The organism is Vreelandella alkaliphila (genome assembly GCF_016107625.1).
Taxonomy (GTDB): domain Bacteria; phylum Pseudomonadota; class Gammaproteobacteria; order Pseudomonadales; family Halomonadaceae; genus Vreelandella; species Vreelandella alkaliphila.
Map to the genome: position 1 here is coordinate 432,422 of NZ_JABASV010000002.1, position 22,633 is coordinate 455,054.

Below are 22,633 nucleotides of genomic sequence, written 5' to 3' on the forward strand. Positions count from 1 at the left end.
GGCTGGTACGGTGCCAGGACTTGGTTATATCAAACGATCATCACAACCGATTTCTGCTCTGTGTAATGCTCGATCAGTGAATCGCCGAGCTCGCGGCCAATGCCTGACTGTTTGAAGCCGCCGAAGGGCATGCAGGCATCCAACAGGTTGTGGCCGTTGACCCAAATACTACCGGCCTCTATTTCTGGTACCAGGCGATTGACCGCGGCAAGATCGTTGGACCAGATGCTGGCGGCCAGTCCATAAGGAGAGTCGTTGGCCAGTAACACCAGTTCGTTAAGATCGCGGAAGGTCTGGACCACGACCACCGGACCGAAGATCTCCTCTTGCACACAGCGGCTTTCCTGGGCCAAGCCGGTGATCACCGTCGGCTCGACGAAGTAGCCGATTTCACTGCCTTTACCACCGCCGGTGACGATGGTGCCGCCGTCGCTGCGCGCTTGTTCGATATACGCCAGCACCCGGTGCTGCTGTTTAGAGGAGACCAGCGGGCCGAGGGTGCTGGTGGGTTCCCAGCCCGGCGCTAGCGTCAGCTTCTGGGCCTGTTCGGCGAGTTTGGTGACGAAGGTATCGTGGATCGACTCATGTACATAGATCCTCGACCCAGCGGTACACACCTGCCCCTGGTTAAAGAAGATTGCCTGAGCCGCGCCGGTAGCGGCTGCCTCGATATCCGCATCGGCCAGCACCATCACCGGCGATTTGCCGCCCAGTTCCAGGGTGGTACGGGTCAGGTTCTCCATGGCGGAATGCCCGATTTGCTTACCCACGGGGGTCGATCCGGTGAAGGCTATCTTGTTGATTCCTGGGTGGCTGGCCAGCGCTGCTCCAGCGGTGTGCCCCAGACCGGTGACGACGTTGAGAGTGCCAGCCGGGAAGCCTACTTGCTCGGCCAGTTCTGCCAATAATATGGCGGTTAGCGGGGTGTCCTCGGCGGGCTTGAGTACGATACTGCAGCCAGCAGCTAGGGCCGGAGCGACCTTCCAAGTTGCCATCAGCAGTGGGAAATTCCAGGGGATGATGGCACCCACCACGCCTATGGGCTCGCGGCGGGTGTAGGCGATAATGTGCTTGTCTTCGGGCACGAAAGGCATCGAGGGTGTCATGCTACGCCCCTCGATTTTGGTGGCCCAGCCCGCAGTATAACGGATAAAGTCGATGGCGAGAGCTACGTCCATATGCCGCGAAAAGGTCACTGGCTTGCCGTTGTCTAGTGTCTCGAGTAGGGCAAAGTCATCGGCGCGGGCCTCCAGAGCATCGGCAAGATCCAGCAGCAGCTTTTCACGCTGGGCTGGCCGCGACTTGCGCCAGTCACGGAAGGCCTCTCGGGCAGCACCGACTGCAGCATCAATATCGGCGGCATCACCCGCCGGAACCTGACTGATCACTTCCGCGGTGGCGGGATTATAGACATCCAGCATCTGGCCGCTGGCGGCGGTGCGCCACTGGCCGCCAATAAAAAGAGCGTGGCTCTTGTCCAGCCAAGCTTGAATGGCAGTTGAGGGCTGCGTCATGGTTGTGCTCCTGTCAGGCTGATTTATGATTGTTTTGAGTGCGTGCTAAGCATTGCACGCCTCCAATACTCCCTAGCAAGCCCCGTGCCAGCTCAGGGAAATAATATAATCACAACAATATCAGTGAGTTGAAGGTTGGTTATGACGATATTCTTCCGCCGTTTTGTCGCCGGATACGACGGCTGTCGCATTCTGGGACAGCTCGCTAACCTCGCTGGGAGAAGCCCATGATCTCCAAAACAGTCCTGAGAACCCCCGACGTGATTCTCCAGGCCCGTGAACATCTGCTCCGTGGCCAGCAACTACCGATGGGCATGCTCGATGCCAGTATCGACCGTTCTTGGCAGCGCTGCATTGAGCATGGACTGCAGCTTGGTAGCCTACCCGAGTTGCCGCGGCTCGACAGTGGCGAACTCCGCGCTCAGCGCGAGATGCATCGTCGCCTTATTGAACTGGCTGACCCGCTGATCAGGCGAGTGACTGAGGACCTGCGTGGCTGCCAATTGCTGCTGGCCACCCCGGATGCCACCGTGCTCAAGAGCTACGGCCAGCGATTCGTGCTTAATGATCGCTTTCACATCGGGGCTGGCATCAACCTGGATGAACGCTGGTTCGGGACCAATGCACCTGCCCTAGCGCTCATCGAGCGGGCACCGGTGCTGGTCAAGTCCTGCGAGCATCTGCTGTTCCCCGACAACCCTGTTTCCTGTGTAGCCGCCCCGTTGTTTGATCTCAACGGCGACTGTTTAGGATTGATCGACCTTACCTTCGAGGCCAATCACCCTCGACCAGAAATTTTCCTGCGCCGAGTGCAGCAGCTCACGGGGGCGTTGGAGCAACGGCTGTTTTTCCACCACTACCAGCAGCGTTGGGTGCTCCAGGTGCACGCATCGCTGGCTGAGTTGGACGGCGTGAGTTGTGGTCTAGTGGCAATGAACGACTCGGGGCTGATCTTGGCGGTTGATTCTCAGGCCGCCCAATGGCTGGGCGAGGCCTCTGTCTCACTAATTGGTCGCCATATTGAAGAATTATTGGGCAATTCCTGGAAGGAAATCTGTCGTCAATGCGAACGGTGTTCGGTCTTGCTGGGGCTGCCGCTTACCGGCGCCCAACTGGTGGGGCGGCTCAATCCCCCGGATCAGTGGCAGCCGGCAATTTTTAGCGGAGAAGCCACGGTGATGCCGGCGTCACCCGAACCATTCCTCTCTCGTGGGCTTGAGGCGCTGGTGGAGGACTGGCCCATGGCGCTGGCCCGGGAGGCTCGCCGAGCTAGCCGGGCACTGGAAGCGGGTTTGCCTGTACTGCTGCAGGGCAAAACTGGCACCGGAAAAGAGCAGTTGGCTCGAGCACTGCATAGCAGTCTCGGTGAGCAGCGGCCCTTCGTGGCACTTAACTGCGCAGCGCTGCCCGAAAGCCTTATCGAGGCGGAGCTATTCGGCTATGTGGAAGGCGCCTTTACCGGCGCCCGTAAGGGCGGATACAGCGGGCGTCTGGTACAAGCTAATGGTGGCACTTTGATGCTCGACGAGATCGGTGACATGCCGCTGGCGCTGCAGGCCCGTCTGCTGCGGGTGTTGCAGGAGAGAGTGGTGACGCCTCTGGGCGATCACCGCGAGGTACCCATCGACTGCCGAGTAATAGCCGCTAGCCATCGCGATTTGGAAAGTCTGGTGACAACCGGTGACTTCCGCGAAGATCTTTTTTATCGTCTGGCTGGGGTGGTAGTAGAGCTTCCCACGCTGAACGAGCAGGCTGATCTCGCGGGACAGATTCGTCAACACTGGGCCGCGCTATGTCGCCAACATGGCCGCTCTCTGGCGCTGGATGAATCCTTATTAGAGTGTTTGACTGCCTACCTTTGGCCCGGCAACTGGCGGGAACTAATACACTGTTTAGAAGCGGCTCTGGTGGGAGCTGAGCCAGAGTGCCAACGGCTAACCATAGAAAGGCTTTCGCCGCGTTGGCAGCGTAAGCTTGCTCAGCCCATAGAAAGTGGCGTTCGTAATACGGTCACATCGGAGGACCCTGGCAACGGTTGCCAAGAACTGCGAGAAATGGAGCGAACCCATATGGTACGTACGCTCGAAGCCCATGGGGGAAACATGACTGCCGCGGCCCGGACGCTAGGTATCAGCCGCTCGACGCTTTATCGACGGCTGGGGGAAGCGTCACCTTGAGCCGGTGAAGTGCAACCAAGCTGGACGGTCTCTTCCAGCTTGGCCTTATAGGCTGTCTAGCTCAACGGAGGGTAGGTGCCCCCCGCCATAAGACACGTAAGGCGTTCATTCCAATCCACCGAAGCGTTGGTAGAAGCTGGGGCCGGGGGCTGGTAATGGGCCTTCGGCAGTTTCTAGGTGCCTGTCTAGCCAGCGCTCTGCGCGCTCATAGAGCAACCGATAGAGGTTGCGGCAGAGCTGATGGGCGTAGCGGCCTTCCCACGCCGTAGGGAGCAGTTCGTCAGGCAGTAGGGGGTCACGTAGCTGAACCTTGCGATACTCGTGAATCAGCAAGGTACGAGCAATGAAGCACTCTTCCTGCCCTAAATGGTTCTCTGCGTTGAGCGCATTCCACAGTGGGCGAAACTTAACCAGAAAACGCTGGTAAAGCTCGGCGAGTTCGTCGAGGTTCCAGCTGTCTCTGACCTGCAGGCGCAGCGGCTTACTGGTCATAGGCTCCATGGTCTGTGTCTGCATTACGATTGTGTCGTCTGCCGCATCAAGCTCTTGCAAGGCCACCATAGTTTCCGCGCATGACAGCGTGGGATGTGCCAGAACGCCCTGAGCAAAACTACCAAAGCCGAGCCATTCAAGCTCATCACGAATCTGCTGGCGACGGTCGGCTGGCAGCTGCGTCAGCAGCGCCAATGTCCACTGGCCCGACCAGGGTGGCTGGGCACCGTGATAGACACGCTTGAAAGCTTGTTCAAAACGGCGCCGCCCAGGGCCACTTAACCGATAGTAGCTGCGACGACCGACCTTTTCACCGCGAAGCCAGGTTTCATGGGTCAGCCGATAAACCGATGTACGCACCAGACGCTCATTGATGCCGATGGGCTCCACCAGTTTCGATAGACTGCCGAGCCACACAGTACCGCCCCGTGGAACGATAGAGTCGCCATAGACAGTAATAATCAGTGAGCCGGCGCGAATAGGCCGACGCTTCTGGAAGTCATCAATAAGCGTAGCGACGCAGTCTGTAGCTGACGACATGGTGTGTGTTGATTCCCTTGACGATGAAGTTGTCGCAAAACGACAGAAAATATAGCTTTTATAGAAGATTATCGTATCACGTTTTTTTGCGATTTGGCCTGCAGGGTTATCAGTGAATCATGGAGAATGATTTAGTATCGCAAAGGTCGTGGACGCTAGCATTTCGTTGCGGCTTCTTATGAAGATATGACACTAATTTCAATGGTTGCTTACGTAACCCCTGCTATACTCCCCCGGTTTTAAAAATAGAGTTTCTTGGTGCCATTTCGGTCTTTCTTAGCTCGCATGATGTGCTGCTAGACCTTGGTTGTCGTTTGAATAAAAGTGAATCGTTCTATGAAAATAAAATAAAAAGAAGCAGTTACAGGATCACACGTCGACGACCATGTTAATTGGAAGTTACTTTCTTTTTTAAAACGCTGATGTGTCTGGCGAGGAGGTATGTAGATATTTATTAAATATGCAGTGGAGCAGTAGAAAAAGAAAACTAAAAACGCCAGAAAAATTAAAAAATAACTACAGGAATGGTTGTGATGATTTTAGGACTTACCTTGCTATATGTCGGAGCAGTACTGTTTGTGAACGGAATATGGCTGCTAGGAAAGATTGGTGACAAAGAGGTATCTGTTATCAACATCATGGTTGGTGTGTTGAGCTTCATTATTGCTGTCTATTTGATTTTCCGAGAACCGGATAATTCTGCTGCAATTAGCACGGGGGCATTTACCTTGTTATTTGCTTTTACTTATCTTTGGGTTGGAGCTAACCAGTTTTTAAAGGCGGATGGAGCAGGTCTTGGATGGTTCTGCTTTTTTGTTAGTATTACAGCGGCGTTTGTTGGAGCAAGCTCTATCGCCGATATAGGAATTAACTTTGAGCTGTGGAATACATTTAGCTGGTTTGCATGGTCTGCTTTGTGGTTCAGCTTCTTTTGCTTGCTAGCATTAGCGAAAAAAATACAGCATTCAGTTGCAATTTATACACTATTTTGCGCAGTTTTTACGGGTTGGATTCCTGGCGTTCTGATATTATTAGGGATTATTAATGCATAGCTGTTCGTTACTAAACGTAAATAATACTTAAAATTTTTTGAGAACACCTATATTATGAAATCACACGGTATATAATCGTTTAATAATCACACCTGCTCGTGAGTACGCCTGCCATGCTGAAGTAGCACTCTTAACATGTTTTACTGTGCTATCAGTATATGGCAAAGAAATTAAAACTAAGGAGATGAATACATGGCATCAGTATTAAGCGACTACATCAAGAAAGAGCAGATGTTAAAGCAGCTACAGGAAGAGTTGCAAGCGCTTGAAAACAATAGTGAATTGAAAAAAGAGCTGGAGTTCAACGAGAAATTGCAAGCGCTTATGACAGAGCATGGCAAGCTAGCCCGCGATGTATGCGAAATGCTTGACCCATCATATCGCTCCGCATCTGTTAAAGGCACCAAAATAAGCAGTACCGATGGCCGCAAGAAGCGCCCTCTAAAAGTGTACAAGAACCCACACACGGGGGAGGTCGTTGAAACGCGTGGTGGCAACCATAACGTCATTAAAGAGTGGAAAGCTGAATTCGGCAATGAAGAAGTGGTTAGTTGGGTGGTAGAAGAACGCGCCTAATCTGTTCATTCGTCGCTCGCACGGTTCCACCGCGAGCGGCGTATATTTACTAGCTGGAAATGATCTCTATATCTTTATAAGGTCGATATTTTTTTACGCTTACCTTGTAAAGCACGTAGAGCGCTAGGAGCGAGTAATGAAAAAAACATGGCTTTGTTGTTTAAGTTTAGCTGCAACAGCAGGAGTTTTACTGCTGCCAGCAGCGCACGCAACAGAAAGGTTGTGTGAAGATAAAGCGACTGTCCTACGACAACAGCTGGAATACGCTCAAGCACACGATAATCAGCATCGTGTTAGAGGATTGCAGCGTGCATTGCACTCCATCGAAGAGAATTGCACAAATGAGCAAGTGATTACAGAGGCTGCCGAAGAGGTTCGAGAGAGCCAGGAAGAGGTACGTGAGCGTGAGTTAGCACTTGAGGAGGCTCTCAGAGAGGGCGACGAAGACGATATTCAGAAACGGCGTGAAAAATTAGCAGAAGAAGTACGTGAGCTTGAAGAGCACACACAAGAACTGAATTTGCTGCAGCAACGTATTAACGAATAGTCTGCATCAAGACTGAGTGTAAGCTGCAGCGATGCGCTTATTCCAAGCAGCCTCTTTTTACTACCGATGAAAGGAGGCTAACGTTTTTTCATCTGTAACATTACCTTGTATTTATCCCTCCTTCTCTCTCCCTGCATTTTGAATTCTGCATCAATGGCTCAGATCTCTGCATATTGATGCTGGATCAGACCTTGTCATTACTCTTCACGTTCTTAAACAAGCATCTGTTGAAGGCAGTGATGCTTCATTGATAGATGTGTCGCCACCCAGTGTAAAGCCTTCTTTTTATTGAAATGTAAATGTACAAAATGCGCTATGGCTAACTTTTTGTATAGCTAGACTAGCTTTTGTACAAGTTTATGGTTTTTAATGATCATAGGTATCTGCCTCGTGCAAATGCAATTCAGCGGTGGTGATAGAGAGTCCACCATACCTGGGCGGGGTGCGAGAAAACTTATGTTTTTAAAGATAAAAAGGTGCTCCAAGAGATGACTTCCACCAATTCCCAAGCTGGGCTGAAGGAATCGACATCATTCGGCCTTTTCCCCCGCACTGTGACGCTGGCTGGTAATGATCCTGACGCGACACGTCGGGATATTGAGACCTGTTTTACCGCGACGTTTGACCGCTATGAGTCACTTTTTACTACATTAGTGAGCGAGGAAGCGTACGTTCGGAAGTCCATCCCTCTTAGGCATCCACTGATTTTCTACCTCGGACATACCGCGACGTTTTTCGTCAACAAGCTAGTGCTGGCTAAACTCCTGCCCACTCGTATCGATCCCAACATGGAGTCTATTTTTGCTGTTGGCGTCGATGAGATGAGTTGGGATGACCTGAATGATGACCACTATGAGTGGCCGTCAGTCAGTGATGTTATGAGCTACCGCAACAAGGTTCGTGCGGCGGTACTCACCTTGATTCGAGAACTACCGCTTTCGTTGCCAATTGATTGGGACAGCCCGTTTTGGCCCATTGTCATGGGCATTGAGCATGAGCGGATTCACCTGGAAACGTCGTCAGTATTAATCCGTCAGCAGCAGCTTCATCTGGTGACTCCCCAGAGAGAATGGGAGCCAGTGAGCATTAGCGGAGAGCCACCGGAAAACAGCCTGATCACAGTGCCAGGGGGAGGGGTAACCTTAGGCAAGTCCTTTGACGACCCTTGGTACGGCTGGGATAACGAGTACGGCCATCATAAGGCTGAAGTGGATGAGTTCAAGGCTAGCCAGTTCTTGGTGAGTAACAGTGAGTTTCTTGAGTTTGTAGAAGCTGGCGGCTATTTGAGCGATACGTTTTGGTCTGAAGAAGGGTTGAGCTGGCGCAAATTTGCTAAAGCGATGCACCCCACTTTTTGGGTGTGGAAAAACGAATGGTGTCTACGCTTGATGACAGAAGAAGTGGAGATGCCTTGGGATTGGCCTGTTGAAGTCAACTTCCATGAAGCCAAAGCCTTCTGCAACTGGAAAAGTGAGCAGATCGGCCAGCCTGTACGCATGCCAACAGAGGATGAATGGCATCGCTTGGTTGAAGAAGCCGGTGTCACCGAGCTAAATAGTGGTTCGCCCGCTAATGCCAACCTGCATCTGGATCATGGCGCTTCCTCCTGCCCAGTGACTCGTTTTCAGCACGGTCAGTGGTTTGATGTCGTGGGCAACGTCTGGCAATGGGTGGAGACCCCGACCTATCCATTCCCTGGGTTTGATGTTCATCCGCTGTACGATGATTTCACAACACCGACTTTCGACAATCAGCATAATCTGATTAAGGGCGGCTCATGGATATCGTGTGGTAACGAAACGCGCCTTAGTGCACGCTATGCGTTCCGGCGCCATTTTTTTCAGCATGCAGGTTTCCGCTATGTGGTGTCGGATGCAGAGGTTACGCTGCCCAGCGCCTATTATGAAAGCGATGCTCGCATGGCTGAGTATGCAGAGTTTCATTACGGCGATGACTGGTTTGGCGTTGCCAACTTCCCACAAGCATTGGCCAACCGGGCGTTGGACAGCCTGTCGGGCAAGCAGAAGAAGCGCGCCCTCGATCTAGGGTGTGCCAGTGGGCGCTCCAGTTTTGAGCTGGCCCGCGAGTTTGAACACGTTGATGGCGTGGACTTCTCGGCTAACTTTATTCGCCAGGGCGTGGAGATGGCCGAGCAAAAAGTGTTGCGTTATACCCGTGTGGAAGAGGGCGAATTAGTCAGCTACCAGGAGCGTACGTTAGCGAGTCTGGGGCTGGAAGAGTCGGCGAGCCGCGTTAGCTTTCATCAAGGTGATGCTTGCAATCTCAAGCCGCAGTTCAGCAATTATGATCTTGTGCTGGCCGCCAACCTGATCGACCGACTCTACAAGCCTGCACAGTTTCTGCAAACGATCCATCAGCGCATCAATGTAGGCGGTATTTTGATGATCGCCTCGCCTTATACTTGGCTGGAAGAGTACACGCCCAAGGAAGAGTGGATTGGTGGGTTCAAGAAAGATGGTGAAAACGTTAGCACGTTGGATGGCCTTAAAGCGCTGCTTGAACCCAATTTCCGGATGATTAGCGCCCCTGAAAAAGTGCCCTTTGTGATCCGTGAGACCATGCATAAATACCAGCACAGCCTCTCGGAAGTCACGCTATGGGAGCGTCGTGCCTAGCGAGGTTTAAAAAAGACCCTCAATGGCCCGGTTAATCGACGCATGTTCGGTTAACCGGGCAAACAAATCTTCGTCGGCTTCGCCGTTGATCAGCCCCAGTAATACACCTAGTACGGCACCTCTGTGCACGTTGTCACCGCCAATTTCTGCATTGATTTGTAAGGCCTTAAGGGGGTTCTGTTGGTGTTTGCAGGCAAGATATAGCACCGCAGGCCAGGCGTCAGTAATATAACAGGCTGTGGATAAAATACTTCCGACGACTTCGCGTTCGCTATATTGGCTAGCAACGAGTTTTGTCAGATCACGTTTTGATAAGCCACGTGTGCCCTGTAGTAGCATTTCCTGAACCGAGCTTTCGCGTTCGCGGAATAGTAAACCGTCGATCAGTTCAACGTAGGCGTCGCAAACCTCGGCGAGAAAGTTGTCCGGGTGTGTCAGAGCGAGATGCTGTCGGCAAAGCTTACGTGTATCTGTCAGAGAGGTGCCCTTCATACGTTCGCCAATTACCAGCGGGGCAATTGTCACTAAGCCTCCAATGGAAGGCGTATCGTGAGTCACCGCACCACACTGTTTGGGCGGCAATCCCTTTTCAAGATTTGCAAAAAAGCCGCGGTGGTAAGATTCGGCATAGGTATCCGGGTGGGCTGGTGTCTCTGCCGTCATCATGCGGATATAAGCTTGAAGGAAGGTGTCACTATTATAGTGCTGCTCTGGCGCCGTCATGGTTTTCATTAGCGCTAACGCACAGTGTGCATTGAGCGTGTTATCTCCAGGAGCCATGCCCTGGTGATAATGTACATTTGGGCGATCCCAGTACGACTGCTTTCCTTTCAGAATGACACCGCCAACAATCTCAGGCTGTTGACTAATCGCTGCACGTTTGCGACCACCGCCACTGGTAGAGTGCATCGACATAATCGAGGAAGGGTGGAATTTAGGAGGCGCTTCAAATGTTTTTATCCCACCTGGAAAAGCGCTATCGATATCGTGAACGTTATAGAACCAGTGAACGGGCATGGCCAGTGCATCGCCAATAAATAGGTTTTTAAGCGCGGCAGTCGCTCTTGCTAACACAGTGTGGGTCATGGGCTGGCTCTTTAGCGTTATGTTTCGCTGTGAAAATGCAGTATTAAGCAACGCAAGACATAAATTGAGCGTTAACATTACCGCGAGCCATCGCGAATATAAAGTATGTACAAGAAATAGAGAGGATGGCGGGAGTACAGTCCGCCTGCGAAGCTAATACTGGCCACGCCTATAGAGATCAAAAAGACAAACAACAGTGAAGGGAGCATCGCAATGAAATCACTTCAAAAACGCCTTGGCCTTATGGTAGCTATGCTGCTGATGGTAACTCTTGTCAGCGGATGTCGCGGGCAACTAACCGTAACGGTGCCATTGCCCATGCTGGTGAACAACCCAGCTGCCTTTGATGATAGGCAAATCGTGACCCAGGGCGTCGTGCGGCATTTCAACGACCCCCTTCATTATTGGATCGAAGACGAACAGCTTAATCGGGTTGAGATATTTCTCCACCAGGAAATAGCGCCCTATTTAGATGAAAGTGTGGAGGTAGAAGGCCAGTTTCACTTCTCTCCGAATGAGGGGCGGCGGCTTACCCTCACGCGGGTCGATCAGTTACCAGGCGAATAACCTCTGTAGTTAAGCGACGCTATTAGCAACCTAACGTAGCAAGAGCGAACGATCTATCGCTATAAACTCATTGGCCTCATTTATTAATGATGCTGCCGTAAGTTGGGGAACACCATAAACCTCAACTTTTTTACCATGCTTAACGCGTATTTTGTTGACTAAAAGATCAAAGTCTCCATCGCCGGACACTAATACAATAACATCTGCTTGTTCTGCATATTCCATTGCATCGAGAGCAATGCCAACATCCCAGTCACCTTTCGCAGAACCGTCTGAACGTTGGATGAACGGTTTCAGTTTTACATTAAAACCAATTGCTCTGAGTATATTTTGAAACTCCCGTTGCTTTTGGTCACCTCTGTCGATGGCATAGCAAAAAGCAGCCACAACGTCTCTTCCTGCGGTTACTTGTGCCCAAAATTTGTTGTAATCAAAGTTCTTACCATACGCTTCTCGCACGGTGTAATATACGTTTTGGATATCAACAAATATCGCAACTTTGGTCATTAGATATAATCTTTTTTGTCGTTAATGATGAAATCAATGTGATTCTTCGGCGAGCAGGCATAGTGTTTTTACTGCCGCTGGCTGACGCCCCTTTTGCCAAGCAAGCATGAGATCCGTGGCTATTGGCAAGTCGTCTAATTCATAGGCGACAATGTCTTCGTCCCCTAGTGCCATGATGCTCGGCATAATCGCATACCCCATTCCCGTTGCGACCAAACTGCGAATAGTGATGTCATCGCGACACTCCTGAACAGTATTGGGTACGAAGCCTACCTTCTGAAAGCACCTGTCTAACCGGTCGAAGCTGCCAGGTGTTGAGGTTCGACTAAACCGAATGAATGGCGCGTCGTGAAAATCCTTAAGCGAGGTCGGGGTAGTCGCTATGAGAGGGTGGCATCGACTGGTGAAGACCGCCATACGAAAACTGGCTAATGGATAGTAATCTAGCCGTGGCTCATCTTCTCGTTCAATGAATAGAATGCCTGCATCGAGCCGACCCGCCAGAATCGCCTCTGCCTGAGGACCTGACAACATTGATTCCAGCGTTAACTGCGTTGATGGATAGCGTGAGCGAAATCTGCTGATAAGTGCTGTGATGCTAGGAATATAGGGATGTATGGTGCTAATCCCGAGCGAGAGGCTTTCGCGGTAGCCATTGGCAATATCGCGTGTTTTTTTCGCGACACTTTCGAGTTCTGACAGTAGACGCTGCCCGTTGGCATATAGGTAATGCCCCGCTTGGGTCAGAGATACCCCTTTGCGGTCACGATAAAACAGGACTGCTCCGATATCGGCTTCAAGCTGATGTATCTGTCGCGTCAAGGCGGGCTGAGCGATCGGTATCTGCTTGGCTGCAGACGATATCGAACCCGCTTCGACCACCGCCAGGAAGTACCTTAGTTTTTTTGTGTCCATGTCCGCTCCCGGAGACGTCACGATGCGCGTCTCATTTCATACAGAAAATACAACTAAAGCCTCATCTCATAAAGGTATGACGCTATCGGGAAGAAGTATTTTATTCGTACCAAGCGTTACAACATACTCAAAAACAATCTGGCTAAGCGTATAGCGGCGTACGCGGCTCATGTTGCATAAGCATGTGTTATCGCAGACGCCAGATGGCGCATTTCTCCCAGGTTTACCACTTTACAACAAGGTTTTACCTCTCATGACGTTATCAGCCATTGAGCTTGAGAAAATGATCACGTTTCGTAGGGAGCTCCATCAGCACCCAGAGTTATCTGGTCAGGAGTCTATAACCGCTGAGCGTATTGCAATGATGCTACGTGACTTGGGGGTAGATGAGGTGCATGAGAAGATAGGTGGCCACGGTGTGGTCGGCGTCATCCAAGGCACCAGCAAGGGGGCAACCGTTGGGCTTCGAGCCGACTTCGATGCCTTGCCACTCGAGGAAGCTAATCAGTTTTCGCATCGTTCCAGCCAGTCAAATGTAATGCATGCATGTGGGCATGACGGACATACGGCAATGCTGATGGCCGCTGCTGCACAGTTGGTTAACCAGCGCCCAGCTCAGGGAAATATTGTGTTGATTTTTCAACCCGCCGAGGAAATTGGTACTGGTGCTGAAGCGATGCTTGCGGAGGGGCTTCAGGAGAGATTCTCTCTTGATGCAATATTTGGACTGCACAATTGGCCAGGTGTAGATGCCGGGCGTTTTGTTATCCATGACGTCCCTCACATGGCATCAAGCGACGACTTTGAGGTGACGTTCCACTCTACGGGTGGACATGGAGCGATGCCTCATCTCACAACAGACCCCATCGTCGCGGCCAGCCTATTTACAACCGCCATTCAACAGATTGTCAGTCGTAATATTGACCCCCAGGACATCGCTGTTATCAGTCTCGGCAGTCTGCAAAGCGGCCATGCTAGCAATATTATTCCGGCGACTGCTCGGCTGACGGGTACCGCGCGCTGCTTTAAACCCGAGCTACGCAAACGCCTTGAGAAGCGGATTAGCGACGTGGCAGAAGGGGTTTCCAAGGCAACAGGATGCGACGTCACACTCGATTACGTTCCTTCAACACCAGCGGTTGCCAATGACCGCGGTTGTGCCCAACTGTGCCGCGATGTGGTGGTGCAGCGTTGGGGGCATGAACAGCTGGTAGAGCACCCAGTCAGCATGGGAGCTGATGATATGGGAGCTTTTCTTACCCATATTCCTGGTGCCTATGCATGGATTGGCAATGGTTCAGGGCCACAAATACCGAAACTTCACCAGCCTGACTATGACTTTAACGATGCCATTCTGTCGATTGGAAGCGACTTCCTGACAAATGTGGCAATGCAGTTTCTCGATAACCATCAATAAACTGGGGACACCCCATGACACCTCTCGAAAAAACAATGACACACGAGAAGAGTTCACGACCAACATTTCGCTTCCCGCATATTTTTGTCGTGTTATTTAGCTTTATCTGTCTCGCTGCTTTATCAACCCACTTTCTTCAGGCGGGTAGCTATGAGCGTGTAACCAATGAGCAAGGGCGTACGGTTGTAGTGCCAGACAGTTATGCGGCGGTGGAAGCGCAAGAAGCTGGCTGGTTAAGTCCTTTCATGGCGGTCTTTGAGGGTATGGGGGAAGGCAGTAGCATCATCTTCTTTATTTTTATCTCGGGGGGCGCGTTTGGCGTTCTAAAAGCAACCGGGGTCTTACAAAAAGTTGTTGCCAGTATCAGTAATGCGCTTACTGGACGTGATCTCATTCTTATACCTTTACTGATGCTTTTATTTGCGATGGGAGGAGCAACCTTCGGGCTCGCAGAAGAAACAATTGCCTTTATCATTATCCTCGCACCGTTACTGCGTATGCTGGGGTATGACTCTATTACGGCCGCAGCGGTACCACTGGTAGGTGCTGGTGCTGGTTTCTCTGCAGCGTTTATGAATCCTTTTACCGTTGGCGTTGCTCAGGATATCGCTGAACTCCCGATGTTTTCTGGAATGACCCTGCGGGCCTGTTACTGGCTAATATTCGTCAGCGTCAGTATTGCTTTCGTCACTCGCTATGCGGCCAAAGTGAAAGCTCACCCCGAAGCGAGCCCTGTCTTTAATAGCGACCGCCGCCAATTTGGCAAACCGCAAGCCAATGAGGATCCAGGCGCGTTATCGGTTGCCGATAAACTCGTCCTCGCTACTTTTGTAGGCACTATTCTCGTTATTGCCTATGGGGTGATACGCCATGGCTGGTATATCGGTGAGATGTCCGGCGCCTTTCTCTTGATGGCTATTTTAATCGGCGCATTTGCGCGTATGAATCCGAATAAAATTGCCGACCACTTTGTTGAGGGCATTCAGGAGATTGCGATGGGGGCACTGGTAGTGGGCTTTGCCTTTGGCATCCTGGTGATTCTGAGAAATGGGGATATCCTGGATACGATTCTTTATCATCTCGAAGGGCTGCTGAGCGGAATGCCCGCAGTGGTTACTGCGGTATGTATGTTTTTTGTTCAACTTGTCCTGAACTTCTTAGTCCCTTCTGGCAGTGGCCAAGCAGCACTGACAATGCCTCTAATGGTACCTCTTGCAGATCTTGTGGGAGTGACCCGTCAGACAGCTGTTCTTGCGTTTCAGTTTGGTGATGGCATCTCCAATATACTTACTCCAACGTCAGGATATTTCATGGCAGGGCTTGCGGTGGCAGGTGTGTCGTGGAGTAAGTGGATCAAATGGATACTGCCATTAGCGATTCTTCAGCTGGGTATGGCAAGTCTGATGATTACTTTGGCTCAGATCTTTTCCTGGACATAAATAAGGCATCAATAATGCGTATTAACAAAATCACGGTATATGGTGTACGTCTTCCACTTAAGCAACCGTTTAAAATTGCCTATGACACTTATCACGATATCGCCAGCCTGATTGTCAGCATCGAAACTGCTTCTGGCCAGGTTGGCTGGGGTGAAGCCGTGGTAGATCAGCATGTGTCTGGAGAGACGTATCTTGGCGCCCGAGAAATCATCACCCGTGAGCTAGCGCCGTTACTAATGGGCGCCGACGCCAGTGATATTGCGCAATTCCATCATGTCGCCAACCGTAAAATTCGCCATAATCCCTCGGCTAAAGCAGCTCTCGATATTGCGCTTCACGACCTAGTGGCGCGTGAATGCGGAAAGCCGCTTTATGCGCTGCTAGGTGGGCGTAGCCATGCTAGATTGGAACTTCCATACGTTATCAGCATGTTAGCGCCGGAGGAGATGGCGCGTCAGGCGAAAGAGGCTGCTCGACGCGGTTATCAGTCCATCAAAATCAAACTGGGCGATACGCCGGAACATGATGTTGAGCGGATTGCACGGGTTAGAGAAGCACTAGATCGATCGATTGCGCTGCGTGTAGATGCCAATCAAGGATGGAGTGCAAAGCAAGCACTTCAGGTCATTCGGCATGCAGCGCCCTATCAAGTGGATTGGTTTGAACAGCCCGTCGCTATGGAGAACCTCGCCGCCATGGCACGTGTGACTCAGTCAACTGATGCGATGATTATGGCTGATGAGCCTATTCATGGTGTTAAAGAAATGCTGGAGGTGATTCAACTAAACGCCGCTGACATGGTTAACATTAAGTTAATGAAATCCTCTGGCTTACGCCCTGCTATGGCGATGGCAGAGGTCGGAATGGCGGCTGATATACCCTGCCAGATCGGCTCTATGGTGGAGTCCTCGATCGCGACGCTCGCGGGTGCCCACCTAGCGCTGGCGCACCCCAATATTATTGCGAATGACTTGGTGGGGCCCGCCATGATTGGCGAAGATGTTGCGCAGATGCCGGGAGATGAAACGCATATTGTGTTGGACGACTCACCTGGACTTGGCGTGACTATCGACAGGAGTCGAGTGCGGGATCTCAGCGAATTTGTCGATACCATTGACTGAACCAAGATGTACTCTCGGGCAGGAGTGAAGTAAGAAGATGTTCTCTTCTTTGGTGCTTCTGCCCGATAGTTATCAATGCTGTTATAAAATCTCAAGCGTATGAATATATAAACATATTAATAGCGTTAAGCTTTTTATAGGCGTTAAGCTTTTAATAGGGATTAAATGAGGTAATTGTTTGGCAAAAAGCAATGGCTAGTTGTTTAGCTAAACATAGCAGTGCGTAGTATTGTGCCAGTATCAATCACTAAACTGGGTAACATGCTCTACAAAGCGTCGCACTTTGGCGAGTTCCCCCAAGTGTTCAGGGTAAACAAGATAATAAGCACTCTCACTGAGCAATCGATATGGCCAAGCGACTGCCAGTCGGCCACCTTCCAACTCTTCATCGACGGTAAAGTGAGGAACCAGGGCGACCCCACCGCCTGCCATTGCCGTTCGCACCAGCATAGGAAAGGTCTCGAAGCGGGTGCCATGATAGCTACGGTCAGTGATGATCTCTTGGTTTGCAAACCAATGGTGCCATGCGTCAGGGCGTGTCGAGAGATGCAGCAGCGGTAGTTGTGTTAAGTCATCCACTGACTGGATGGGGTGCCGAGCGAGTAATTCAGGGGAGGCAACCGCGACCATATCCTCATCAATAAGCTTATGACAAGCAAGGCTTGGCCAACTGCCATGCCCATAAAACAGAGCAATATCGATATCTTGCTGCTCAAGATCGAAATCTTTTACGCGGTCATGAAACTCCAAACTAATGCCTGGATTGGCGGCTAAAAAGGTGGGCAACTTATTGGCCAACCAGCGGCTACCGAAGCTAGGTAAGGTGGCGATTTTAAGAACCTCGCTATTACCGCTGTAGGTCATTATCGCTTGCGTCGACATCTCAATTTGAGTGAGCACTTTGCGTACGTCACTTAAAAAAATGGCCCCTTCTGGGGTTAGCAGCAAGCTACGTCGCACGCGACGAAATAGCTTGTGTTGCAAGGTGGCTTCGAGGTGCGCGACTTGTTTGCTGACAGCACTTTGGGTGAGGTTTAGCTCGTCTGCTGCGCGAGTAAAGCTCATATGGCGTGCGGCTGCTTCAAAGCATTGCATAGCCGCTGTAGAAGGAAGATTGCGTGATGCCAAACCTGGCGCTCCTGATGACCTGAAAGCCGCCCCGGCGACTAAGCGCCGGGGGGAAGCTAGGCTTTTATAATGGCTCATTGGGCGAGCGTTGCAGCCTCCTGGGATTTATCAGGTCGGCGCGACTGAAGCCAGCCCACTGTCACCATGGCAAGCAAGCCTAAGCCGCTGGTTAGCAACTCGGGAACCACCATGGCAAGCCCTGCGACTAACAGTACCAGACGCTCCCCGAAGAAGGAATCACGCACAAAGTAACCGAGTAGTGCGCTGCTGACGCCCATAATCCCTACGAGTGAAAAGAACAGCGCGCTTAAAAGACCTAGCAGCGTAGGTTCGACTAATACCAGCACAGGATTATAAATGAAGGCATAAGGAATAATAAACGCACCAATCGCCAATTTAACCGCCGTAAAGCCGGTCTTCATTGGGTTGGCTTGTGCAATGCCTGCACCCGCAAACGCGGCTAAACACACGGGAGGCGTAATATCGGCGATGATGCCGAAATAAAAGACAAACAAATGTACTGCCATTGGCGGAAGGCCGAACTCATTAATCAGTGCTGGTGCGGCAATGGTGGCAGTGACCACATAGTTTGCTGTTGTGGGTAATCCCATGCCCAAGACAATACAGGCAATCATTGTGAACAACAGCGCAAGTATCAAAACGCCGTCAGCTAAGCTAATAATGCCAGCAGCAAATTTTGACCCCATTCCTGTCATGCCTACCACGCCAGCGATAATGCCTGCGCAAGCGACCGCTGCGATCACTGGCAGTGCCACGCGCGCCCCTTTTTCAAAAATAACCAATATATCTTTTAACGAAGGGCGTGTTTCTTTGCGAGCCAAACTGACAGCAAACGCACATGCGATACCCAGTAGCGCTGCCCGTTGAGCGGTAAAGCCAACGCTAATAGTCGTAATAATGACGAGTAAAGGCAGCAACATGTAGCCTTTTGACAGTATCAGCTTACGCTTGCTGGGCAATTGATCTTTAGGAAGGCCGAGAATGCGATGACGTTTGGCTTCGAAATGCACCCCGATAAAAATACCCGCAAAATAGAGAATGGCGGGAATCAGCGCCGAAAACATGATTTCGCGGTAAGAGACGCCCACGTACTCCACCATGATAAAAGCCGCAGCACCCATTAAGGGCGGCATGATCTGCCCGCCGGTAGAGGCTGACGCTTCGACTGCTCCTGCTACTTCGGGCTTGAAGCGGGCATTTTTCATCATAGGAATGGTGAAAGAGCCAGAAGCCACGGTGTTGCCGATAGAGCTTCCCGAAATCATACCCTGAAGCGAGCTTGCTATAACGGCGGCTTTGCCAGCCCCACCCGTAAAGCGCCCGGTTAACGCAAAGGCTAAGTCATTAAAGAATCGGCCGACGCCGGTATGCATCAGAACAACGCCGAAAAACAAGAACAAGAAGATAAAGCGCGCCGATATTTGCAGGGGCGTACCAAAAACGCCGCTTTCCCTAAACCATAAGTAGGGAGACACCTGCTCAAGAGAGAAGCCCGGATGAGAAAGCAAAGGGCTAGGGATCAAGTTGCCAAACAGCGCATAGAGAATTGCCAACGTAGCCATGACAACAATTGGCATACCAACAGTACGGCGAGTTGCTTCTAGTACAAACAGTACGCCGAGTGCGGCAATCGTTAGGTCAACGGCTGAATAGCCCGTAACCCTTGCACGCAGGACTTCTTCATAAAATAGGATTTTATAGTAGGCGGCAAAGGTGGCTACGAAGGCGAGTATTACGTCGTACCACGGCACGCCATTACGCCTGCCCGCACCGCGCGTTGCAGGGAATAAGATAAAGATCATCCCCAAGGCAAGCCCTAAGTGGACGGCACCTTGCTGCTGTGACGGTAGCGTACCAAAATAACCGGTATAGAGATGAAAGCAAGTCAGTGATACACCCATTAGGGTGATCAGCCAACCCCACTTGCCTAGCTGTAGTGCAGAACGTACTTGTGACTCACGATCATACTTTTCTAAAAGCGCCGCTTCGTCAGGAGTTTTTTTTTATCCACGATTAAACCTCATACATATAACGCCGCTGGCTTAGCCAGCGGCGAAAGGGAAACATCAATCGGTTAGATCACTTAGGCTGTCAATATTGGAGCGTTCACGGGTCACAATCTGAATGACTTCAGGGTAAATGTGTCCGATAAAGGCAACGTTATCAATCGCGCCACTTTCGAACTCTCCGCGTCCGGCAACGGCATCTTGTGCCGGTGCGTGTACGGTCATCCCGAGATCCATACCGTTATCACGAATGCTCACTAAGTTTTCGATTGAAGCGCCAGTTTCAATATTGGTGAAGTTATAGCTTTCCAGGTAACGGTTCCAAATGGTGGCCATCTCACCGCCTAGAGGGTAGTAAGTGCCGCCTTGGCTACCGGTACCTAAAATAAACTCTTCTTTGGCTTCAGTTTCGCCAAGCTCCGCAACCGGGTTATTTACGGTGAGGCCTTGCTCTTCGTAATATTTTTTAGCACCGGGGTGAATGGGTAGACCTTCTGAACCATTGAGTGCATTTTCAAGGGTAATGAACGCAGACTGGGAGTGCGTGTTTTCTTCAGCATGTTCATGCATTAAACGCGCTAGTTCATAACCCAGGTCTTCATCAATAGTATTTGTGTTACCAACTAAAATGGCATAAGCCGTAATAGTGTTTACATCTTCACTTTGAAAAGCATAGCTATTAGCGGGAATCGTAAAGCGCTTATAGGCACTGTTCTCTTCAATATAGTCAATAGCGTCATCGCTTAAACTAATTAGGCGCGCATCGCCGCTCGAGGCTTGTAAGTTCTCGATACTGCCAGAAGGTAAACCAAGAATACCGATAGAAATATCGATGTTGCCATCTTGCACACCATCGAGTGCAGCACCAAACCCTTCTTGATAGGTATTGTACTTATCGCTACCAATACCGTAGGCATCAAAAAGTAGTTGGGAAACGCCTTGAGTGGTACTGGCAGGGGGGCCAATAGCGATATTAGGTTTGCTGTCGCCACCACAACCCGCCAACAGAAGAGTCGCACCTACGCCGCATAGCACTTTTGTGGATAGCACTTTTGGTGATAGCACTTTAGAAGTAATGTTTTTCATGTTAACTCCTGCTAATTAAATTATTTATAATAAAATTGCTGCTTAGCAATTCTCGCAATCCGACCGTCTGGGGATCGATCAGTGAAAATGGCGCGAAAAAATAGCTGGCTATTGTTCACGTATGCAGCCCGACAGACAAAAGAAATTAAGTTGCGTACGCATTCCATTTTGTCATACCAAAGGCTTTTAAGAAATCCCTTAAGTAACCAGTGGTTTGTGCTTTTTATCTGCATGACCGGCGCGACGTTTTCTTTTTATAGTCTTCCTAGTGGAATATGTGCTAGCAATGAGTGGGCTATGCTGAGCGGCGGATGATTATGCTTCTGATCATGTGTTCACACCTAATGCATTCCTGCTTGGCATGTATTTAGCGTTTTTTTTCGTTTGTGATCTGCCATATGAACCTGTTTGATAAGGGAACACATAGTCATTTCAGGAGCGTTTTCGACGATGGACCTTCCCAACGTCAGCAGTGCATTAGGCATCCTCCATCCCGTTTGCATTACTAAAGGGCGTAATGCAGAGGTATGGGATGAAGCGGGACAGCGTTATATCGACTTTATTGGCGGTATTGGTGTGCTTAACTTGGGGCATGGCCATCCAGCGGTGGTCGAGGCCGTCAAGGCTCAGGTCGATACCCTCATGCATTCAGCGTTTAATGCCTTGCCGCACCGTGGCTACCTCTCTGTCGTAGAGCGACTTGACCAGTTTGTGCCGGTTTCTTATCCGCTGGGATGCATGCTGACGAACAGTGGTGCGGAAGCGACAGAAAATGCTCTGAAAGTTGCCCGTGGTGTCACGGGTCGCCAGGGCGTGATTGCCTTTGACGATGCTTTCCATGGCCGCACCTTGGCCGCGCTCAATTTGAACGGCAAAGTTAAGCCCTACAAAGCCGGTTTAGGCGCGTTGCCTGGCCCGGTTTATCACCTGCCGTTTCCCAGCCAGGATAGTGGGATATCCGCCGAGCAGTCGCTGGCGGTCCTAGAGCGTGTATTTGACGTAGAAATTGCTCCCAGTGAAGTGGCGTGTGTCGTCGTTGAACCCATTCAAGGGGAAGGCGGTTTTCGCTTACTTTGCCCCCAGTTTGCTAAAGCGCTGCGGGCAATCTGCGATCAGCACGGTATTTTATTGATTTGTGACGAAATCCAATCAGGCTTCGGACGAACCGGTAAACGCTTTGGCTTCAGTCACCTCGGCATCGAGCCCGACCTGATTCTGTTAGGAAAAAGCATTGCTTCAGGTCTTCCTCTGGCCGCTTTGGTAGGGCGTAAAGAGTTAATGGATGCCTTACCCAAAGGCGCGTTGGGAGGCACCTATTCAGGCAATGCGGTTGCGTGTGCAGCTGCATTGGCAGTGATGGATATCATGCAAGACGAGGCGCTAAGCGAATGGGGTAATGCCCAAGAAGCGGCGATTGTGAGTGCTTACCAGCGCTGGAAAGCAAGCGAGCGTTTTCCCATGCTAGGAGCCATGACGGGTATTGGCGCGATGCGCGGTATCGTCTTTGAAGATACCGACAATGCTACGGGGGGAGAGCACTTAGCTAACCTCTTGGCTGCGGGGCGTGATGCTGGCGTTTTGCTAATGCCCAGTGGCCGCAAGCGTAATGTCTTACGCTTATTGCCGCCATTGACCACTGAACCAGACGTCATGTCAGAAGGGCTAGGGCTCATCGAGCAGGCGCTGGAGACGCTCAAGGCATGATCGCAATGGTCAGCGAAGTGGCAGTGCGAAGTGGCTATGTGGCGTTTCTCGACGCCTTGCGCGCCCGTGGCTTCGAAGGCGAGATTGCCCCGGACTATGCCA

General features: G+C 51.0%; 18 protein-coding genes. 10 read left to right on the top strand and 8 right to left on the bottom strand.

The window, feature by feature from the left end; genetic code table 11:
• Positions 1-29 precede the first annotated feature (29 nt).
• Positions 30-1,514 carry an aldehyde dehydrogenase family protein gene (locus tag JFC11_RS05170; RefSeq protein ID WP_038479057.1) on the bottom strand — a complete coding sequence of 495 codons (1,485 nt, stop codon included), beginning with the start codon at positions 1,512-1,514 and terminating at the stop codon, positions 30-32.
• 227 nt (positions 1,515-1,741) lie between these two features.
• Here JFC11_RS05170 and JFC11_RS05175 point away from each other — a divergent pair, with 227 nt between their 5' ends.
• Positions 1,742-3,691 (top strand): sigma-54-dependent Fis family transcriptional regulator, encoded by a 1,950-nt coding sequence (locus tag JFC11_RS05175; protein ID WP_198348891.1) that lies wholly within the window; start codon positions 1,742-1,744, stop codon positions 3,689-3,691.
• A gap of 105 nt (positions 3,692-3,796) precedes the next feature.
• On the opposite strand, the gene paaX is transcribed toward JFC11_RS05175, so the two are convergent.
• Positions 3,797-4,723: a phenylacetic acid degradation operon negative regulatory protein PaaX gene (gene paaX, locus JFC11_RS05180; protein ID WP_089040475.1), complete on the bottom strand. Its 927-nt coding sequence runs from the start codon at positions 4,721-4,723 to the stop codon at positions 3,797-3,799.
• Positions 4,724-5,256: 533 nt separating this feature from the next.
• Between paaX and JFC11_RS05185 the strand changes: the two genes are divergently transcribed.
• The 4 genes from JFC11_RS05185 (at position 5,257) to ovoA (ending at position 9,534) form a co-directional block, all read left to right on the top strand.
• Entirely contained in the window at positions 5,257-5,775 is a 519-nt protein-coding gene (locus JFC11_RS05185; protein WP_095603580.1) for an AmiS/UreI family transporter, read from the top strand.
• Positions 5,776-5,967: 192 nt separating this feature from the next.
• Positions 5,968-6,351 (top strand): histone-like nucleoid-structuring protein, MvaT/MvaU family, encoded by a 384-nt coding sequence (locus tag JFC11_RS05190; protein WP_038479048.1) that lies wholly within the window; start codon positions 5,968-5,970, stop codon positions 6,349-6,351.
• Positions 6,352-6,487: 136 nt separating this feature from the next.
• Positions 6,488-6,898 (top strand): DUF1090 domain-containing protein, encoded by a 411-nt coding sequence (locus JFC11_RS05195; RefSeq protein ID WP_120386177.1) that lies wholly within the window; start codon positions 6,488-6,490, stop codon positions 6,896-6,898.
• A 488-nt stretch (positions 6,899-7,386) separates the two neighbouring features.
• Positions 7,387-9,534, top strand: coding sequence for a 5-histidylcysteine sulfoxide synthase (gene ovoA / locus JFC11_RS05200; RefSeq protein ID WP_198348892.1), 2,148 nt, complete (start codon positions 7,387-7,389; stop codon positions 9,532-9,534).
• Positions 9,535-9,540: 6 nt separating this feature from the next.
• Here ovoA and JFC11_RS05205 read toward each other — a convergent pair whose 3' ends face one another.
• Positions 9,541-10,620: an ADP-ribosylglycohydrolase family protein gene (locus JFC11_RS05205; protein ID WP_198348893.1), complete on the bottom strand. Its 1,080-nt coding sequence runs from the start codon at positions 10,618-10,620 to the stop codon at positions 9,541-9,543.
• Positions 10,621-10,833: 213 nt separating this feature from the next.
• On the opposite strand from JFC11_RS05205, the gene JFC11_RS05210 reads away from it, so the two are divergent.
• A complete protein-coding gene (locus tag JFC11_RS05210; RefSeq protein ID WP_038479037.1) occupies positions 10,834-11,187 on the top strand; it encodes a hypothetical protein in 354 nt (117 codons plus the stop codon).
• A 30-nt stretch (positions 11,188-11,217) separates the two neighbouring features.
• Here JFC11_RS05210 and JFC11_RS05215 read toward each other — a convergent pair whose 3' ends face one another.
• Both JFC11_RS05215 and JFC11_RS05220 read right to left on the bottom strand, forming a co-directional pair.
• On the bottom strand, positions 11,218-11,694 hold the full coding sequence (locus JFC11_RS05215) for an NYN domain-containing protein (RefSeq protein WP_038479033.1): 477 nt from the start codon (positions 11,692-11,694) through the stop codon (positions 11,218-11,220).
• Positions 11,695-11,727: 33 nt separating this feature from the next.
• The gene (locus tag JFC11_RS05220) at positions 11,728-12,609 is read right to left on the bottom strand and encodes a LysR family transcriptional regulator (protein ID WP_120386180.1); all 882 of its coding nucleotides are present in this window, start codon (positions 12,607-12,609) and stop codon (positions 11,728-11,730) included.
• Positions 12,610-12,862: 253 nt separating this feature from the next.
• Between JFC11_RS05220 and JFC11_RS05225 the strand changes: the two genes are divergently transcribed.
• From JFC11_RS05225 to JFC11_RS05235, 3 genes are read left to right on the top strand one after another with little or no spacing between them, the layout of a single operon-like run.
• Positions 12,863-14,026, top strand: a complete 1,164-nt coding sequence (locus JFC11_RS05225; protein WP_198348894.1) for a M20 metallopeptidase family protein — start codon at positions 12,863-12,865, stop codon at positions 14,024-14,026.
• 14 nt (positions 14,027-14,040) lie between these two features.
• The gene (locus JFC11_RS05230) at positions 14,041-15,465 is read left to right on the top strand and encodes a YfcC family protein (protein ID WP_095603588.1); all 1,425 of its coding nucleotides are present in this window, start codon (positions 14,041-14,043) and stop codon (positions 15,463-15,465) included.
• Between the two features lie 14 nt (positions 15,466-15,479).
• Positions 15,480-16,586 (top strand): mandelate racemase/muconate lactonizing enzyme family protein, encoded by a 1,107-nt coding sequence (locus JFC11_RS05235; RefSeq protein WP_198348895.1) that lies wholly within the window; start codon positions 15,480-15,482, stop codon positions 16,584-16,586.
• A 240-nt stretch (positions 16,587-16,826) separates the two neighbouring features.
• On the opposite strand, the gene JFC11_RS05240 is transcribed toward JFC11_RS05235, so the two are convergent.
• From JFC11_RS05240 to JFC11_RS05250, 3 genes are all read right to left on the bottom strand, one after another.
• On the bottom strand, positions 16,827-17,714 hold the full coding sequence (locus JFC11_RS05240; RefSeq protein WP_038479019.1) for a LysR substrate-binding domain-containing protein: 888 nt from the start codon (positions 17,712-17,714) through the stop codon (positions 16,827-16,829).
• Between the two features lie 74 nt (positions 17,715-17,788).
• The gene (locus JFC11_RS05245; RefSeq protein WP_266100146.1) at positions 17,789-19,648 is read right to left on the bottom strand and encodes a TRAP transporter permease; all 1,860 of its coding nucleotides are present in this window, start codon (positions 19,646-19,648) and stop codon (positions 17,789-17,791) included.
• A gap of 153 nt (positions 19,649-19,801) precedes the next feature.
• Positions 19,802-20,827: a TAXI family TRAP transporter solute-binding subunit gene (locus tag JFC11_RS05250; RefSeq protein WP_198348896.1), complete on the bottom strand. Its 1,026-nt coding sequence runs from the start codon at positions 20,825-20,827 to the stop codon at positions 19,802-19,804.
• A gap of 450 nt (positions 20,828-21,277) precedes the next feature.
• Between JFC11_RS05250 and JFC11_RS05255 the strand changes: the two genes are divergently transcribed.
• Complete coding sequence (locus JFC11_RS05255; protein WP_198348897.1) at positions 21,278-22,531, top strand: 2-aminoadipate transaminase; 1,254 nt, start codon at positions 21,278-21,280, stop codon at positions 22,529-22,531.
• The last annotated feature ends 102 nt before the right edge of the window (positions 22,532-22,633 follow it).

Excerpts from the sequence above, each read along its gene's own strand:
- JFC11_RS05170 (WP_038479057.1), bottom strand. The coding sequence starts at position 1,514 with ATGACGCAGCCCTCAACTGCCATTCAAGCTTGGCTGGACAAGAGCCAC.
- JFC11_RS05175 (WP_198348891.1), top strand. The coding sequence starts at position 1,742 with ATGATCTCCAAAACAGTCCTGAGAACCCCCGACGTGATTCTCCAGGCC.
- paaX (WP_089040475.1), bottom strand. The coding sequence starts at position 4,723 with ATGTCGTCAGCTACAGACTGCGTCGCTACGCTTATTGATGACTTCCAG.
- JFC11_RS05185 (WP_095603580.1), top strand. The coding sequence starts at position 5,257 with ATGATTTTAGGACTTACCTTGCTATATGTCGGAGCAGTACTGTTTGTG.
- JFC11_RS05190 (WP_038479048.1), top strand. The coding sequence starts at position 5,968 with ATGGCATCAGTATTAAGCGACTACATCAAGAAAGAGCAGATGTTAAAG.
- JFC11_RS05195 (WP_120386177.1), top strand. The coding sequence starts at position 6,488 with ATGAAAAAAACATGGCTTTGTTGTTTAAGTTTAGCTGCAACAGCAGGA.
- ovoA (WP_198348892.1), top strand. The coding sequence starts at position 7,387 with ATGACTTCCACCAATTCCCAAGCTGGGCTGAAGGAATCGACATCATTC.
- JFC11_RS05205 (WP_198348893.1), bottom strand. The coding sequence starts at position 10,620 with ATGACCCACACTGTGTTAGCAAGAGCGACTGCCGCGCTTAAAAACCTA.
- JFC11_RS05210 (WP_038479037.1), top strand. The coding sequence starts at position 10,834 with ATGAAATCACTTCAAAAACGCCTTGGCCTTATGGTAGCTATGCTGCTG.
- JFC11_RS05215 (WP_038479033.1), bottom strand. The coding sequence starts at position 11,694 with ATGACCAAAGTTGCGATATTTGTTGATATCCAAAACGTATATTACACC.
- JFC11_RS05220 (WP_120386180.1), bottom strand. The coding sequence starts at position 12,609 with ATGGACACAAAAAAACTAAGGTACTTCCTGGCGGTGGTCGAAGCGGGT.
- JFC11_RS05225 (WP_198348894.1), top strand. The coding sequence starts at position 12,863 with ATGACGTTATCAGCCATTGAGCTTGAGAAAATGATCACGTTTCGTAGG.
- JFC11_RS05230 (WP_095603588.1), top strand. The coding sequence starts at position 14,041 with ATGACACCTCTCGAAAAAACAATGACACACGAGAAGAGTTCACGACCA.
- JFC11_RS05235 (WP_198348895.1), top strand. The coding sequence starts at position 15,480 with ATGCGTATTAACAAAATCACGGTATATGGTGTACGTCTTCCACTTAAG.
- JFC11_RS05250 (WP_198348896.1), bottom strand. The coding sequence starts at position 20,827 with ATGAAAAACATTACTTCTAAAGTGCTATCACCAAAAGTGCTATCCACA.
- JFC11_RS05255 (WP_198348897.1), top strand. The coding sequence starts at position 21,278 with ATGGACCTTCCCAACGTCAGCAGTGCATTAGGCATCCTCCATCCCGTT.